Genomic DNA, 14,557 nt, shown 5'->3' with positions numbered 1-14,557 from the left:
CGGGCATGCGCAGCTCCCGCCCCGTCCGTGACCGCGCGCTGCCGCGGCGCTTCGCCGTCGTGAGCGGGATCACCGCGTCGCTCATGGTCGGCGGCCTCGCGCTGCTGACCGCTGGTCAGGGCGTCGCGGCGTGGACCCTGATGATGGCGGGCATCGGCGCGCAGGTCACGGCGCAGCTGAGCCGGCGGCACGTCGACGGGCGTCGCGTCGGGTCGCGCGGCGGTGCGGCCGCCGTCCTGGCCGCGCTGCTCGGGCTGCTCGCGGCCGGTGGCCTCGCCGCGCAGGGCGTGGCCCTCGCCGCGCCGTGGCTCGCGGTGCTCGTGGCCATGGTCACGGGCGTCGCGACCGGGTACCTGCTGCGGTGGTGGCAGCTGCGCCCGACGGACCGCCCGGCCTGACGGGCGAGGGCCGCGCGCTCCTCGGGGTCGGTCAGAACAGGACGGTCGCGTACGCGCCGACCTCGCGGAACCCGACGGCCTCGTAGGCGCGCACGGCGCGCGTGTTGTACCCGTTGACGTAGAGCGAGACGACCGGGGCGATCTCCGCGCGCGTCGCCTGCGCCACCGCCGCCATGCCGCTCTCCGAGAGCCGCTCGCCGCGCCGTTCGGGGTCCACCCACACTCCCTGCACCTGGGCCACGCCGCCCGCCACGGCGGGGACCTCGGCCTTGAACACGACGCGGGGCCGCCGCAGGCCGCCGACGCGGTCGACGAGCACGAACGAGCGTCCGTCCTCGACGAGGCGACGCACCCGGAGCTCGTAGGGACCGCCGGGACCGCTCGCCGGGGAGTACCCGACCTCCTCGGTGAACATCCGGACGCACGCCGGCAGGACGATGTCGTACTCGTCGGGTCGCGACCTGCGCACGCGCGCGTCCGGCGTCACCAGCGGGTCGGTGTCCAGCACCATCGACGGCTGGTGCGAGCGCACCTCACGCTCGACGGGCCAGGCGCCGCGCAGCCGCGACCACAGCCCGAGCACGGCGTCGGCCGGTCCCACGATGGACGAGCACCTGCGCCCGCGGGCGCGGCCCAGCTCCGCGAAGGCGGACAGCGCGCGGGACGTCACGTCCGCGTCGAGCCCCCCGACCACGGGCACGAGGTTGGCGCCCACCCAGCAGACGGCGAGCAGGACGTCGTCCTCGGCGTACCCCCAGAGCTCGCCGCCCGCGCGGCGCACGCCTCCTGAGGCCGCCTGCTCGAGCCGGCTCGCGGCGAGCACCGAACCGACGGCGTCCGTGGCGCACACGCCGAGGGCGGCCGGGACGTCGGCGTCGCCCAGCACGAGCGCGCCGGTCCGCCCCGAGAGCGTCGCCGGCGGCACCATGGGCTGATTGTGCCCCACGTCACACCGCTCTGTCGCACGGACGGAGTCGCCTGCCGTCGACCTCACCCTCGACGCTCAGCCGACGCTGACGACGGGAGCGCCCTCACCCGTCTCGACGGGATCCATGGTCTCGGCGAGCCGCATGGCCTCCTCGATGAGCGTCTCGACGATCATCGACTCGGGCACGGTCTTGATGACCTGGCCCTTGACGAAGATCTGCCCCTTGCCGTTGCCCGACGCCACGCCGAGGTCCGCCTCGCGGGCCTCGCCGGGGCCGTTGACGACGCATCCCATCACGGCGACGCGCAGCGGCACCTCCATGCCCTCGAGGCCGGCGGTGACCTTCTCGGCGAGCGTGTACACGTCCACCTGGGCACGGCCGCAGGAGGGGCACGAGACGATCTCGAGCTTGCGGGGCCGCAGGTTGAGCGCCTGCAGGATCTGGATGCCCACCTTCACCTCCTCGACGGGAGGGGCGGACAGCGAGACCCGGATCGTGTCGCCGATGCCCTTGCTCAGCAGCGCGCCGAACGCCGTCGCGGACTTGATCGTGCCCTGGAACGCGGGCCCCGCCTCGGTCACGCCGAGGTGCAGGGGCCAGTCGCCGCGCTCGGCGAGCAGCTCGTACGCCCGCACCATCACCACGGGGTCGTTGTGCTTGACGCTGATCTTGAAGTCGCGGAAGCCGTGCTCCTCGAACAGCGACGCCTCCCACACGGCGGACTCGACGAGCGCCTCCGGCGTGGCCTTGCCGTACTTGGCGAGCAGCCGCGGGTCGAGCGACCCGGCGTTGACGCCGATCCGGATGGACACGCCCGCGTCGGTGGCGGCCCGCGCGATCTCCCGCACCTGGTCGTCGAACTTGCGGATGTTGCCGGGGTTGACGCGGACCGCGGCGCAGCCGGCGTCGATGGCCGCGAAGACGTACTTCGGCTGGAAGTGGATGTCGGCGATGACCGGGATCTGCGACTTGCGCGCGATCGTGGGCAGCGCGTCGGCGTCGTCCTGGGTCGGCACCGCGACGCGCACGATGTCGCACCCGGAGGCCGTCAGCTCGGCGATCTGCTGCAGGGTCCGGTTGATGTCGGTCGTCGGCGTGGTCGTCATCGACTGCACCGAGACGGGGGCGTCGCCGCCCACCTCGACCTTGCCGACGCGGATCTTCCGGGACGCACGCCGCGGGGCCAGCACAGGGACGGGCGCCTGCGGCATGCCGAGGCTGATCGGGGTGCTCACCGTCCCATCATCCCACCCCGGCGCCGTGCGCACGGCGGGTCGGGCCCCCGCGGGTGCGCATGCTCACGGAGCCGTCACCGGACGTCCACGTGCGGGGGCCGAGCCCGGCCGGTCGTCAACCGATCCGGACCGGGTCGACGATGTCGACGTAGACCAGCAGCAGGCCGACGCCGCCGAGCACGACGAACACCGTGTACGCGAGCGGCACCAGGAGCGCCGAGTCCGCGGGGCGCGGGCGTGCCATCCCCCGCACGCGAGCGAGCTGACGACGCGCCCCTTCCCACAGGGCCGTCACGACGTGGCCGCCGTCCAGCGGGGGCAGCGGCAGCAGGTTGAAGACGAAGAGGGCGAGGTTGAGCATGGCGAGCGTCGAGAGCAGCCCGGCGGCCCGGACCCCGACGGTCTCCCCCTCCATCGAGGCGATCTCGCCGGCGAAGCGCCCGACGCCCACGGGTCCGACGATCGAGGTCTGGTCGCGCTCGCCGCCGGAGACCGTCGTGGACACCAGGTCGGCCACCCGCGCCGGCAGGGTCACGACGACCTTGGCGGTCTGCCACGTCGCGGACGCCGCGACCGAGACCGCCTTGCCGACGGACTGCCGCTGGATCTCCATCGCGGGACCGACCCCGAGGAACCCGACCTCGCGCGTGAGGACCTCGCCGGTGTCGTCGGTGACGGCCATGCCGTCGGCGTCGGTCACGGGCCGCTCGGCGACGACAGGCGTGACCGCGAGCTCCACCTGCCGGCCGTCGCGCTCGACGACGAGCGGCACGGTGCGGTCGCCGCTCTCGCGGATCATGCCGCTGACCTGCGGCCACGAGGTCACCTCGACGCCGTCGTAGGAGACGAGACGGTCGCCGGGGCGCAGGCCGGCGGCCGCAGCGGGTGCCGCCGGGTCGTCGGCGCCGCACGTGGTCCCGGCGGGCGCGTCGACGGCCACGATGCACTCCGAGACGCTCGCGACGGTCGTGCCCGCGACGGGCACGCCGATGCCGACGTACGCGACGACCAGCAGCACCACGGCGATGACCAGGTTCATCACGGGGCCGCCGAGCATGACGACGAGCTTCTTCGGCGTGGACAGCCGGTAGAAGGCGCGGTGGTCCTCCCCCGGGCGGATCTCCTCGGCACTGGCCGCGCGTGCGTCGGCAGCCAGACGCTGCCACCACCCGCGCGGTCGGCCGGCCCCGACGGCCTCGTCGGTGGGGTACATGCCGATGAGGCGGACGTACCCGCCCAGCGGCAGCGCCTTGATCCCGTACTCGGTCTCGCCCCTGGTGCGCGACCAGAGCGTGGGGCCGAACCCGACCATGTACTGGCTCACGCGCACGCCGAAGCGCTTGGCCGGCACCATGTGGCCGACCTCGTGCAGCGCGATCGACCCGAGCAGGACCACGACGAAGACGAGCACCCCGACGAGGGTCTCCACGACACCACCTCCCGCGGGGCCGGACGGCCCCCTGATCGCGGACAGGGTACGTCCGCGCCGTCCCATCATCCGCCCGGTGCCGGGCGCGACCGAAACGACGTCCCCCGGCCGGCGCAGCCCTCAGCGCTGCCGACGGGCCCGGGACGCGACCCGGACGAGCACCACGACGAGCAGCGCGAGGACGAACATCGCCGAGCTGATGACGTTGGCCTGCGGCGGGATGCCGCGCGTGGCCGACACGTAGACGAACTTGGGGAACGTCTCGAAGCCGCCCGAGGTGAAGTTCGTGACGATGAAGTCGTCGAAGCTCAGGCTGAACGCCAGCAGCGCCGCGGCACCGATGCCGGGCAGCAGGAGCGGGAACGTCACGCGCCAGAACGTCTGCCACGGGCTCGCGTACAGGTCGGCCGCCGCCTGCTCGAGCGCGGGGTCCAGCGTCGCCACGCGCGCCTTGACGGCGACGACGACGAAGCTGAGGCAGAACATCACGTGCGCGACGACCACCGTGCCGAAGCCCAGCGGCACCCGCAGGGACAGGAACTGCGACACCAGCGCGGCGCCGAGGACGACCTCCGGCGTGGTCATCGGCAGCAGGACGAGCAGGTTGACGGCCCCGCGGCCGCGGAACCGCGCACGCACGAGCGCGACGGCCAGCAGCGTGCCCAGCGCCGTGGCGACCAGCGTCGCGAGCAGACCGACCTGGAGCGACCCGACGAGCGCCGAGCACACGTGCGGCGCGCCGCACGGGTTGCGCCACGCGTCGAGCGTGAAGCCGCGCCACACGAGGTTGGTCTTGCCGCCGTCGTTGAACGAGAACAGGACGGTGTAGGCGATCGGCACGAGCAGGAAGACGAAGCCGAGCGCGGCGAACGCCGGGACGACGGCGGTGCCGGGACGCACCCGGCTCACACGAGCTCCTCGGTGCCCGCGCGCCGCACGTACAGCGACACCAGGGCCAGGATGGCGACCATGAGCACGACCGAGAGCACGGCGGCGGTCGGGTAGTCGACGGTGCGGAAGAACCGCTGGTCGATCACCTGCCCGACCATGGTCGTCGTGGTGTTGTTGCCCAGGAGCGAGGCGTTGACGTAGTCACCCACCGCCGGGATGAACGTCAGCAGGGTCCCGGCCACCACGCCGGGCATCGACAGCGGCAGCGTCACGGTGCGGAAGGTCGTCAGGGGCGTCGCGTACAGGTCCGTGCCCGCCTCCAGCAGCCGGGGGTCGAGCCGCTCGAGGGACGCGAACAGCGGCAGCACCATGAACGGCAGGAACGAGTACGTCAGGCCGATGACCACGGCCGCGGGCGCCGCCGACAGCCTGCCGTCGGGCGGGAGCACGTGCAGCCAGCGGAGCGCCCCCACCACCTCGCCCTGGTCGGCCAGGATCTGCTTCCACGCGACGGTCCGCAGGATGAAGCTCGTGAAGAACGGCGCCACGACGAGCACGACCAGCAGGCCCTGCAGGCCGGGGCGGCCCCGCGCACGCACGGCGATGAGGTAGGCCATCGGGTAGCCCACGAGCAGCGCCGCCACCGTCGCGACCGCCGCGAACCCGAACGAGCGCGCGAGCTGCGGCCAGAACTGCGCGAGCGCCTCGGGGTAGTTCTGCCAGCGCAGGGCGGGCGTGTACTCGCCCAGCTCGCCGCCGGGCACGCGCGCGTAGAACGACGTCGCGAGCAGCACGCCCACCGGCAGGACGAAGAACACCACGAGGTACAGCACGCCGGGCGCGAGCAGCCGGCGCGCCCCCCGCCGCGCGCCGGGCACCTGCGGCGACGCCGCGTCCGTGCCCACCGGGTCCGGCCGGCCGAGCGCCGCGACGACGCTCACGGCTCGTCGTCCAGCCCGAGCGTCCCCGCACCGACCTCCTGGTGACCGTCGAGCGCGAACGTGTGCGGCACGTCCCACGCGAGCCGGACACGGCTGCCCGGCGCGTGGACCGACCCGCCGCCGAGGTTCTGCGCGAAGACGCCGAACGTGCCGAGCCCCTCGACCCGGACCTGGTACTGCGTGCTGACACCGGCGAACGACGTGTCCACGACCGTGCCGGGGCCGAGCTGGTTGTCGCCACCGTGGACGTCGTCCCCGGCGCCGACCAGCCGTACCTTCTCCGGCCGCACGCCCACCAGCACGTGCCGGGCGCCCGGCGCGCTGCGCCGCGCGGGGACCCGCACCCGGGCGCCCCCGACGTCCACGGCGAGGGTCCGGCCACCGTCGAGCGTCTCGACGACCGTGCCCGGCACCAGGTTGGACTGACCGAGGAAGTTCGCGACGAACGCGGTCCGCGGGTGCTCGTAGAGGTCGGCCGGGTCGCCCAGCTGCTCGATCCGGCCGTGGTTCATGACCGCGACGGTGTCGGCCATCGTCATGGCCTCCTCCTGGTCGTGCGTGACGTGCACGAACGTGATGCCGACCTCGGCCTGGATCGCCTTGAGCTCCACCTGCATCTGGCGGCGCAACCGGAGGTCGAGCGCCCCCAGCGGCTCGTCCAGGAGCAGCAGCGCGGGCCGGTTCACGACCGCGCGGGCCAGCGCGACCCGCTGCTGCTGCCCGCCGGACAGCTGGGAGGGGCGCCGTCGGGCGAGGTGGGCGAGCTCGACGAGCTCGAGTGCCTCCAGCGCACGCGCGCGCACGTCCCGCGCGCGCCGCCGCCGCAGGCCGAACGCGACGTTCTCCAGCACGCTGAGGTGGGGGAACAGCGCGTACGACTGGAACACCGTGTTGACGGGCCGGCGGTGCGCCGGCGCGTCGGTCACGTCGCGTCCCGCGAGGCGCACGGTGCCCGCCGACGGCCGCTCCAGCCCGGCGACCATGCGCAGGGTCGTCGTCTTGCCGCAGCCCGACGGGCCCAGCAGCGCGAAGAACGTGCCGGCCGGCACCGTCAGCGACAGCTCGTCGACCGCCACGACGTCGCCGAAGCGCTTGGTCACGGACGCGAGCTCGAGCGCCGCGCCACCCTCGTCGGCCGCCGCCGCGCCCGGCTCGGCGGCGGCCGCCCGGGTCCCGACGGTGGTCACGCTCTCACGCGCCGATCGCTGCGAGGAACTGCCCGTTGTAGCGCTCCTCCTCGGCAGGCGTCAGCGTCCGGAAGACGTGCACCTGGGACAGGATCTCCTCGGTCGGGAAGATGAGGGGGTTCTCGGCGAGCTCGGGGTCCGTCCGCGCCATGGCCTCCTGGGCGCCCTGCACCGGGGTGATGTAGTTGACCCACGCGGCGACCTCCGCGGCGACCTCGGGCCGGTAGTAGTAGTCGAAGAGGTCCTCCGCCTCGGCCTTGTTGCGCGACGCCTTCGGCACCATGAGGTTGTCGCTCCAGAGCATGCCGCCGGCCTCGGGGATCGCGAACGCGAACCGGTCGCCGTACTCGTAGTTGAGGGACGTGATGTCCCCCGACCACGCGAAGCACGCCACGACGTCGCCCGATGCGAGGTCCTGGAGGTAGGAGTTGCCGCGCACCTGACGGATCTGCCCGTCGTCGAGGTGGCGCTGCACGACGTCGAGCGCGTCGAACCAGTCGTCCGTGGTCCAGTCCGCCGCCGGGTCCATGCCGTTCTGGAGCATGATGAGCCCGATCGTGTCGCGCATCTCGGTGAGCACCTCGACACGCCCCTTGTACCGGGGGTCCCACAGGTCGGAGACCGAGCGCAGCCCGTCCGGGATCGCCTCCTTGTCCCAGGCGATGCCGGCGAACCCGGACTGCCACGTCAGCGAGAACCTGCGCCCGTCGTCGAAGTCGACACCGTCGAGGTTGGGCAGGATGTTGGCGGCGTTGGGGATCCGCGAGCGGTCGAGCTCGGCGACGTACTCCTGGCGGATCCACCGCGCCGTCATCCAGTCCGTCAGGGTGACCACGTCGTACCCGATGTCCTGCCCGCTCTCGAGCTGGCGCGCGACCTTGCCGTAGAACGAGTCGTTGTCCTCGATGTCCTCGGAGTAGTCGACGTCGATCCCCGACTCCGCCTCGAACGCGGCGAGCGTGGGGAAGGTCGTGCCCTCCTCGTCCTGGTCGAGGTACACCGTCCAGTTGGCCCAGCGCAGCGGACCGCCGGACCCGTCCCCCTCGCCCGCCTGGGTCGGCCCCGCCGTGCCGCACGCGCCGAGCAGAGCACCGGCGCCGGCCGTACCTGCGGCCCCCGCGAGGAAGCGGCGCCGGGAGATGCCCCGGGCCTGGCGGACCAGCTCGCGCACGCGCGGGTCACCCGGGAGGGCACGTCGGTCGCTGCTCATGTGGCTCCTCTCGCGCGGCCCGCTGCCCGGCCCGCGTGGATCGTGGCGCACCGGCCGGTGCGCGCACCAGGAATTCGTCGGCGAGACCGCTGCCGGCAACGAAAAATCTGCGGCGCCGGAACACCGGCAACGGAGAACGTCGTCGCCAGGGTGGCGGCGCCGACATGTTACGGGCGTGACCCGGCGGGATGACAGGGCCGACCACGGTACGGAACGCCCCCTTTCGTCCGGATCTCGTCTAGGCGCCGAAAGCGGACATCACGTGCTTGATCCGCGTGTACTCCTCGACCCCGTAGAGGGACAGGTCCTTGCCGTGACCCGAGTGCTTGAAGCCCCCGTGCGGCATCTCGGCGACGAACGGCAGGTGCGTGTTGATCCACACGACCCCGGCGTCGAGGGCACGCGACACCCGCAGGGCGCGCGCGTGGTCGGTGGTCCACACCGACGACGACAGCCCGTAGCGCACGTCGTTGGCCAGCCGCACGGCCTCGTCCTCGTCCGTGAACGTCTGGACCGTGATCACGGGCCCGAAGATCTCGTCCTGGACCGCCTCGTCCGCCTGTCGCAGGCCGTCGACGACGGTCGCCTCCAGGTAGTACCCCGGCCCTGCCGGGCGGGTCCCGCCGGTGACGACCCGCGCGTGCGCGGGCAGCCGGTCGAGGAACCCGGTGACGCGCTCGAGCTGCGCGGCGCTGTTCACGGGCCCGAACGCGACCCGCGGGTCGTCGGGCGGGCCCGTGCGCCGCGCGGCCGCGGCCTGCGCGAGCGCGTCGACGAGGTCACGGTGCACGCGCTCGTGCACGAGCACGCGCGTCGCCGCCGTGCAGTCCTGCCCGGCGTTGTAGTACCCGGCCTCCGCGATGCCCTCGGCGGCCGTCGCGACGTCGGCGTCGTCGAACACGACGACGGGCGCCTTGCCCCCGAGCTCGAGGTGCACGCGCTTGAGACCGTCCGCCGCCGCCCGGGCGACCTCGGTCCCCGCCCGCACCGACCCGGTGATCGCGACCATGTCCGGGCGGGGGTGCGCGACCAGCGCACGGCCGGTGTCCCGGTCGCCGCACACGACGTTCAGCACACCGGGCGGCAGCACCTGCGCCGCCAGCTGCGCGAGCCGCACGGTCGTCACCGGCGTCGTCTCCGACGGCTTGAGCACGACCGTGTTGCCCGCCGCGAGCGCGGGACCGATCTTCCACACCGCCATCATCAGCGGGTAGTTCCACGGCGTGACCTGCCCGACGACGCCGACGGGCTCGCGACGCACCCACGACGTGTGCCCCTCGAGGTACTCGCCGGCCGACAGCCCGGTGAGGACCCGTGCGGCCCCGGCGAAGAACCGCAGCTGGTCGACGCAGGGCGGGATCTCGTCGGTCGCCGTCAGGTGCAGCGGCTTGCCGGTGTTGCGCGACTCGGCGGCGACGAGCTCGTCGGCGTGCGCCTCGACGAGGTCCGCCAGCCCCAGCAGCGCGGCCTGACGCTCCGCGGGCGTCGTGCGCCCCCACCCGCGGGCCGCACGGTCGGCCGCGGCGTACGCGGCGTCGACGTCCTGCGGGCCGCTGCGGGGTGCCCGTGCGTACTCCTGCCCCGTGCTCGGGTCGACGACGGCCGTCGTGGCGCCTGAGCTCGTCGGCACGTCCCGGCCGTCGACGACGTTGGTGAGCTCGATCAGCGAGGTGTCGACCACGGTCCCCCCTCCTGGCGTCCCGGGCCACGGGACGACGACCTGCGACGGTGCGGTGCGGTGCGGTGCGGTGCGGTGCGGGAACGCTAGCGGGACGACCCCCGTGACCGGAAGCGGTGCGCGCGGGCGGATCGTCGGATTCGTCGCCACGTCCCCTGTCCGGCAGCGGATCCGCGCGTCCTGGCCGGATCCGCACGCGGAATCGCTTGCCGTGGCGCACCACGGCGCGTCACGATCGGCACCATGACCCAGCGGGACCCCGGCAACGTCGTGCTCGACGCGGCGGCCAAGGGCATCATCGAGCAGCTGCAGGAGGACGGGCGACGGCCGTACGCGACCATCGGCAAGGCCGTGGGGCTCTCCGAGGCCGCGGTGCGTCAGCGCGTGCAGCGCCTGCAGGAGTCGGGGGTGATCCAGATCGTCGCCGTCACCGACCCGCTCCAGGTGGGGTTCCGCCGGCAGGCCATGATCGGCATCCGTGCGGACGGCGACCTGGGCGAGCTCGCCGACCAGGTCGCCACGGTCCCCGAGGTCGACTACGTCGTCGTCACCGCCGGCTCCTTCGACCTGCTGGTCGAGGTGGTGTGCGAGGACGACGAGCACCTGCTGGGCGTCCTCAACCGCGCCATCCGGGCGCTGCCGGGCGTCCGCAGCACCGAGACGTTCGTCTACCTGCGCCTGCACAAGCAGCTCTACAACTGGGGAACCCGATGACCACCACGCCCCGCGGCACCGAGCGGCAGGCCGCCGCCCGCGACCACCTGTGGGGTCACTTCACGCGGCAGAGCGCCTGGGAGCACGGCGTCCCGACGATCGTGCGCGGCGAAGGGCACCACGTCTGGGACGCCGACGGTCACCGGCTGATCGACGGCCTGTCGGGGCTCTTCGTCGTCCAGCTCGGGCACGGGCGCGAGGAGCTGGCCCTGGCGGCCGCCGCCCAGGCCCGGGAGCTGGCGTACTTCCCGATCTGGTCGTACGCCCACCCGCAGGCGATCGACCTGGCGGAGCGGCTGGCCTGCCACGCCCCGGGCGACCTCAACCGGGTCTTCTTCACGACGGGCGGCGGCGAGGCCGTCGAGACGGCGTGGAAGCTCGCGAAGCAGTACTGGAAGCTGCGCGGGCGCCCGGGCAAGCACAAGGTGGTCTCGCGCGCCGTGGCCTACCACGGGACGACGCAGGGTGCCCTGTCGATCACGGGGCTGCCGGAGCTCAAGGCCCCCTTCGAGCCGCTGGTCCCCGGCGCGCACAAGGTGCCGAACACGAACGCCTACCGTGCGCCCGAGCACCTGCGGGACGACCCCAAGGCGTTCGGTCGCTGGGCCGCCGACCGCATCGGCGAGGCCATCGAGCTCGAGGGACCCGAGACGGTCGCGGCCGTGTTCCTCGAGCCCGTGCAGAACGCGGGCGGCTGCTTCCCGCCACCGCCCGGGTACTTCGAGCGCGTCCGCGAGATCTGCGACGAGCACGACGTGCTGCTCGTCTCCGACGAGGTGATCTGCGCCTTCGGGCGCATCGGGTCGATGTTCGCCTGCGACGACGTCGGCTACGTGCCCGACATGATCACGTGCGCCAAGGGCATGACGTCGGGCTACTCCCCCATCGGCGCGTGCCTCGTGTCCGACCGCGTGTTCGAGCCGTTCGCCACCGGCACGACGAGCTTCGCGCACGGCTACACCTTCGGCGGGCACCCCGTCTCCGCCGCGGTCGCCATGGCGAACCTCGACCTGTTCGAGTCCGAGGGCGTCCTCGAGCACGTGCGCACCCACGCACCCGTCCTGCGCTCGACGCTCGAGCGCCTGCTCGACCTGCCGATCGTCGGCGACGTCCGGGGCGAGGGCTACTTCTACGGGATCGAGCTCGTCAAGGACGCCACGACGCGCGAGACGTTCGACGACGAGGAGTCCGAGCGCCTGCTGCGCGGCTTCCTGACGCCCGCCCTGTACGAGGCCGGCCTGTACTGCCGAGCCGACGACCGCGGCGACCCAGTGGTGCAGCTCGCGCCGCCGCTGACGTGCGGGCCCGCGCAGTTCGACGAGATCGAGCAGATCCTGCGCGGCGTGCTCACCGACGCGTGGGCGCGGCTGTGACGCTCGCGGACGTGTCGCTGTGGTGGGAGCAGGTGGTGGCCGAGGACCCGGACGCCGCCCGCCCCCGGGCGCCGCTGGACGGTGACACCACCGCCGACGTCGTGGTCGTGGGGGGTGGGTACAGCGGCCTGTGGGCGGCGTACTACCTGCTCGAGGCCGATCCCTCGCTCGACGTGCTGGTGCTCGACGCCGAGGTGGCCGGCTACGGCGCGAGCGGCCGCAACGGCGGCTGGTGCTCCGCGCTGTTCCCCGTCGGGCCGGACGCGCTCGCGCGTCGCCACGGTGCGGACGCGGCCCACGCGATGCGCGCCGCGCTGCGCGACACCGTCGTGGAGGTCGGGGGCGTCACGGCGGCCGAGCAGATCGACTGCGACTTCCGCTTCGGCGGCACGGTGACGCTCGCGCGCACCCCACCGCAGGTGGACCGGGTGGCCGCGCACGTGGCCGAGGCGAGCCGGTGGGGTGACGAGGAGCACCTGCTCGACGCGGACGGGGTCGCCGCGCACGTGCGCGCGTCGGGCGTGCTCGCCGGCTCGTGGACCCCCGACTGCGCGAGCGTCCAGCCGGCCCGGCTCGTGCGTGGCCTGGCGCGCGTCGTCGAGCAGCGCGGCGCGCGCATCGCCGAGGGCACGACCGCGCTGCGCCTCTCGCCCCGCGCCGTCGTGACGGACCACGGCACCGCGCGCTGCCGGTGGGTGCTGCGGGCCACCGAGGCGTGGACCGCGGGGCGGGCGCCCACACGGCGCGCAGTCGCCCCGGTGTACTCCCTCATGATCGCCACCGAGCCGCTGCCGGCAGACGTGTGGGAGCAGATCGGGCTCGACCGCGGCCAGACGTTCGCCGACGCGCGCCACCTCGTCGTCTACGGGCAGCGCACCGCGGATGACCGCCTCGCGTTCGGGGGACGCGGGGCGCCGTACCACGCGGGGTCGCGCATCGACCCCGCCTACGACCGGGTGCCGCGCGTGCACGAGCACCTGCGCCGCGCGCTGGTCGACCTCTTCCCCGCGGTGGCGGGGTTCGAGGTGACCCACACGTGGGGCGGACCGCTGGCCGTGCCGCGGGACTGGCACCCGTCCGTCGGGCTCGACCCCGACACCGGGATCGGCTGGGCGGGCGGTTACGTGGGTGACGGCGTCGCGGCGTCGAACCTCGCCGGGCGGACCCTGGCCGACCTCGTGACCGGCACGGACACCCCCCTGACCCGGCTGCCGTGGGTGGGCCACCGCTCACCCCTGTGGGAGCCCGAGCCGCTGCGCTGGGCCGGGATCACCGCGGCACGGTGGGCCGCGGCGTGGTCGGACCGCACCGAGCGCCGGACCGGTCGCAGCAGCCGCGCGGCCGACGCGATGGCGCCCCTGCTCGGCGGTTGACCGCTCGGCAGGGCGGGGCACCCGCGACCGTCAGCCGGTCGCGAGCACCTCGTGCGCGCGCGTGCGGGCCCACGACTCGGCGTCGAGCACGGCCTCCAGCGTCAGCGCGTCGGGCGGCGTGCCGACGTGCTCCGCCAGCACGCGGTCCACCGTCGCGACGATCTGCCCGAAGCCGATCCGCCCCGCCAGGAACGCGCCGACGCACTCCTCGTTGGCCGCGTTGTAGACCGCCGGGTGCGTGGCCGAGGCCGCAGCCGCCGTGCGCGCCAGGGCCACGGCGGGGAAGACGTCCTCGTCGAGCGGCTCGAACGTCCAGGCCGTCGCGGTCGACCAGTCGCACGCGCGCGCCGCCCCGGGCACGCGGTCCGGCCACGCCAGGCCCAGCGCGATCGGCAGCCGCATGTCCGGCGGCGACGCCTGCGCGATCGTCGACCCGTCGACGAACTCGACCATCGAGTGCACGACCGACTGGGGGTGCACGACGACGGCGATCCGCTCGACCGGGATGCCGAACAGCAGATGCGCCTCGATGAGCTCGAGGCCCTTGTTCATCAGGCTCGCCGAGTTGACCGTCACGACGGGCCCCATCGACCACGTCGGGTGCGCCAGCGCCTGCTGCGGCGTGGCCGCCCGCACCTGCTCGGCCGACCAGCCACGGAAGGGACCGCCTGACGCGGTCAGGACCAGACGCTGGACCTCGTGGTCGCGACCCGATCGCAGCGCCTGCGCGATCGCCGAGTGCTCGGAGTCGACCGGGACGATCTGCCCGGGACGCACCGCCGCGTCGTGGACCAGCCTGCCGCCGACGACCAGCGACTCCTTGTTGGCGAGCGCGAGCGTGCTGCCGGCGCGCAGCGCGGCGAGCGTCGGGAGCAGGCCCACGGACCCGGTGATCCCGTTGAGCACGACGTCGGTCCCCGACGCCGCGAGCTCCGCGGACGCCTCCGGCCCGTCCAGCACGCGGGTGCCCGGCAGCGCGTCGCGCACGACCGCCGCGACCGCGGGGTCGGCGACCGCCACGACCGGGACCGCGTGCGCCCGGGCCTGGGCCACGAGCAGCTCGACGTTCCCCCCGCCGGCCGACAGCCCCGCGACCGTGAAGCTCTCCGGCCGCGTCGCCATGATGTCCAGCGCCTGCGTGCCGATCGAGCCGGTCGACCCGAGCACGACGACGGACCTGCTCACGGCGGGCTCCGGTG

Annotated in this window: 13 protein-coding genes; 4 read left to right on the top strand and 9 right to left on the bottom strand. The window is 74.0% G+C overall.

The genetic code is table 11. From position 1 onward, the window contains the following. Nucleotides 1–5 precede the first annotated feature (5 nt). Nucleotides 6–398, top strand: a complete 393-nt coding sequence (locus KKR89_RS07340) for a hypothetical protein (RefSeq protein WP_208197646.1) — start codon at nucleotides 6–8, stop codon at nucleotides 396–398. A gap of 31 nt (nucleotides 399–429) precedes the next feature. Here KKR89_RS07340 and KKR89_RS07335 read toward each other — a convergent pair whose 3' ends face one another. The 8 genes from KKR89_RS07335 to KKR89_RS07300 form a co-directional block, all read right to left on the bottom strand. After that, entirely contained in the window at nucleotides 430–1,326 is an 897-nt protein-coding gene (locus KKR89_RS07335; RefSeq protein ID WP_208197645.1) for a GNAT family N-acetyltransferase, read from the bottom strand. 75 nt (nucleotides 1,327–1,401) lie between these two features. Next, nucleotides 1,402–2,538, bottom strand: a complete 1,137-nt coding sequence (gene ispG / locus KKR89_RS07330; protein WP_208197817.1) for a flavodoxin-dependent (E)-4-hydroxy-3-methylbut-2-enyl-diphosphate synthase — start codon at nucleotides 2,536–2,538, stop codon at nucleotides 1,402–1,404. Between the two features lie 139 nt (nucleotides 2,539–2,677). Continuing rightward, nucleotides 2,678–3,991, bottom strand: coding sequence for a M50 family metallopeptidase (locus KKR89_RS07325; protein ID WP_208197644.1), 1,314 nt, complete (start codon nucleotides 3,989–3,991; stop codon nucleotides 2,678–2,680). A gap of 120 nt (nucleotides 3,992–4,111) precedes the next feature. After that, entirely contained in the window at nucleotides 4,112–4,900 is a 789-nt protein-coding gene (locus KKR89_RS07320) for an ABC transporter permease (RefSeq protein WP_251141061.1), read from the bottom strand. After that, complete coding sequence (locus tag KKR89_RS07315) at nucleotides 4,897–5,823, bottom strand: ABC transporter permease (RefSeq protein WP_214765747.1); 927 nt, start codon at nucleotides 5,821–5,823, stop codon at nucleotides 4,897–4,899. The genes KKR89_RS07320 and KKR89_RS07315 overlap by 4 nt, the downstream gene beginning before the upstream one ends. Further along, nucleotides 5,820–7,010 carry an ABC transporter ATP-binding protein gene (locus KKR89_RS07310; RefSeq protein WP_208197643.1) on the bottom strand — a complete coding sequence of 397 codons (1,191 nt, stop codon included), beginning with the start codon at nucleotides 7,008–7,010 and terminating at the stop codon, nucleotides 5,820–5,822. Before KKR89_RS07310 ends, KKR89_RS07315 begins: the two co-directional genes overlap by 4 nt. A gap of 4 nt (nucleotides 7,011–7,014) precedes the next feature. After that, entirely contained in the window at nucleotides 7,015–8,220 is a 1,206-nt protein-coding gene (locus tag KKR89_RS07305; RefSeq protein WP_208197642.1) for a polyamine ABC transporter substrate-binding protein, read from the bottom strand. A gap of 238 nt (nucleotides 8,221–8,458) precedes the next feature. Continuing rightward, nucleotides 8,459–9,901, bottom strand: a complete 1,443-nt coding sequence (locus tag KKR89_RS07300) for a gamma-aminobutyraldehyde dehydrogenase (protein WP_208197641.1) — start codon at nucleotides 9,899–9,901, stop codon at nucleotides 8,459–8,461. A gap of 240 nt (nucleotides 9,902–10,141) precedes the next feature. Here KKR89_RS07300 and KKR89_RS07295 point away from each other — a divergent pair, with 240 nt between their 5' ends. From KKR89_RS07295 to KKR89_RS07285, 3 genes are read left to right on the top strand one after another with little or no spacing between them, the layout of a single operon-like run. Further along, the gene (locus KKR89_RS07295; protein WP_208197640.1) at nucleotides 10,142–10,612 is read left to right on the top strand and encodes an Lrp/AsnC family transcriptional regulator; all 471 of its coding nucleotides are present in this window, start codon (nucleotides 10,142–10,144) and stop codon (nucleotides 10,610–10,612) included. Then, nucleotides 10,609–11,985 (top strand): aspartate aminotransferase family protein, encoded by a 1,377-nt coding sequence (locus tag KKR89_RS07290; RefSeq protein WP_208197639.1) that lies wholly within the window; start codon nucleotides 10,609–10,611, stop codon nucleotides 11,983–11,985. The genes KKR89_RS07295 and KKR89_RS07290 overlap by 4 nt, the downstream gene beginning before the upstream one ends. Then, on the top strand, nucleotides 11,970–13,358 hold the full coding sequence (locus tag KKR89_RS07285; RefSeq protein ID WP_208197638.1) for an NAD(P)/FAD-dependent oxidoreductase: 1,389 nt from the start codon (nucleotides 11,970–11,972) through the stop codon (nucleotides 13,356–13,358). The genes KKR89_RS07290 and KKR89_RS07285 overlap by 16 nt, the downstream gene beginning before the upstream one ends. A gap of 30 nt (nucleotides 13,359–13,388) precedes the next feature. Here KKR89_RS07285 and dxr read toward each other — a convergent pair whose 3' ends face one another. Next, entirely contained in the window at nucleotides 13,389–14,543 is a 1,155-nt protein-coding gene (gene dxr, locus KKR89_RS07280) for a 1-deoxy-D-xylulose-5-phosphate reductoisomerase (protein ID WP_208197637.1), read from the bottom strand. Nucleotides 14,544–14,557: the final 14 nt, after the last annotated feature.

The sequence above is a fragment of the Cellulomonas dongxiuzhuiae genome (genome assembly GCF_018623035.1).
Taxonomy (GTDB): domain Bacteria; phylum Actinomycetota; class Actinomycetes; order Actinomycetales; family Cellulomonadaceae; genus Cellulomonas; species Cellulomonas dongxiuzhuiae.
The sequence above is the reverse complement of the archived record's forward strand: the minus strand, read 5'-3'. Positions and strand labels throughout refer to the sequence as shown.

What these genes read in the sequence shown, in the direction of transcription:
- KKR89_RS07290 (WP_208197639.1), top strand. Translation starts at nt 10,609, where the DNA reads ATGACCACCACGCCCCGCGGCACCGAGCGGCAGGCCGCCGCCCGCGAC.
- KKR89_RS07305 (WP_208197642.1), bottom strand. Translation starts at nt 8,220, where the DNA reads ATGAGCAGCGACCGACGTGCCCTCCCGGGTGACCCGCGCGTGCGCGAG.
- KKR89_RS07340 (WP_208197646.1), top strand. Translation starts at nt 6, where the DNA reads ATGCGCAGCTCCCGCCCCGTCCGTGACCGCGCGCTGCCGCGGCGCTTC.
- KKR89_RS07295 (WP_208197640.1), top strand. Translation starts at nt 10,142, where the DNA reads ATGACCCAGCGGGACCCCGGCAACGTCGTGCTCGACGCGGCGGCCAAG.
- KKR89_RS07335 (WP_208197645.1), bottom strand. Translation starts at nt 1,326, where the DNA reads ATGGTGCCGCCGGCGACGCTCTCGGGGCGGACCGGCGCGCTCGTGCTG.
- ispG (WP_208197817.1), bottom strand. Translation starts at nt 2,538, where the DNA reads ATGCCGCAGGCGCCCGTCCCTGTGCTGGCCCCGCGGCGTGCGTCCCGG.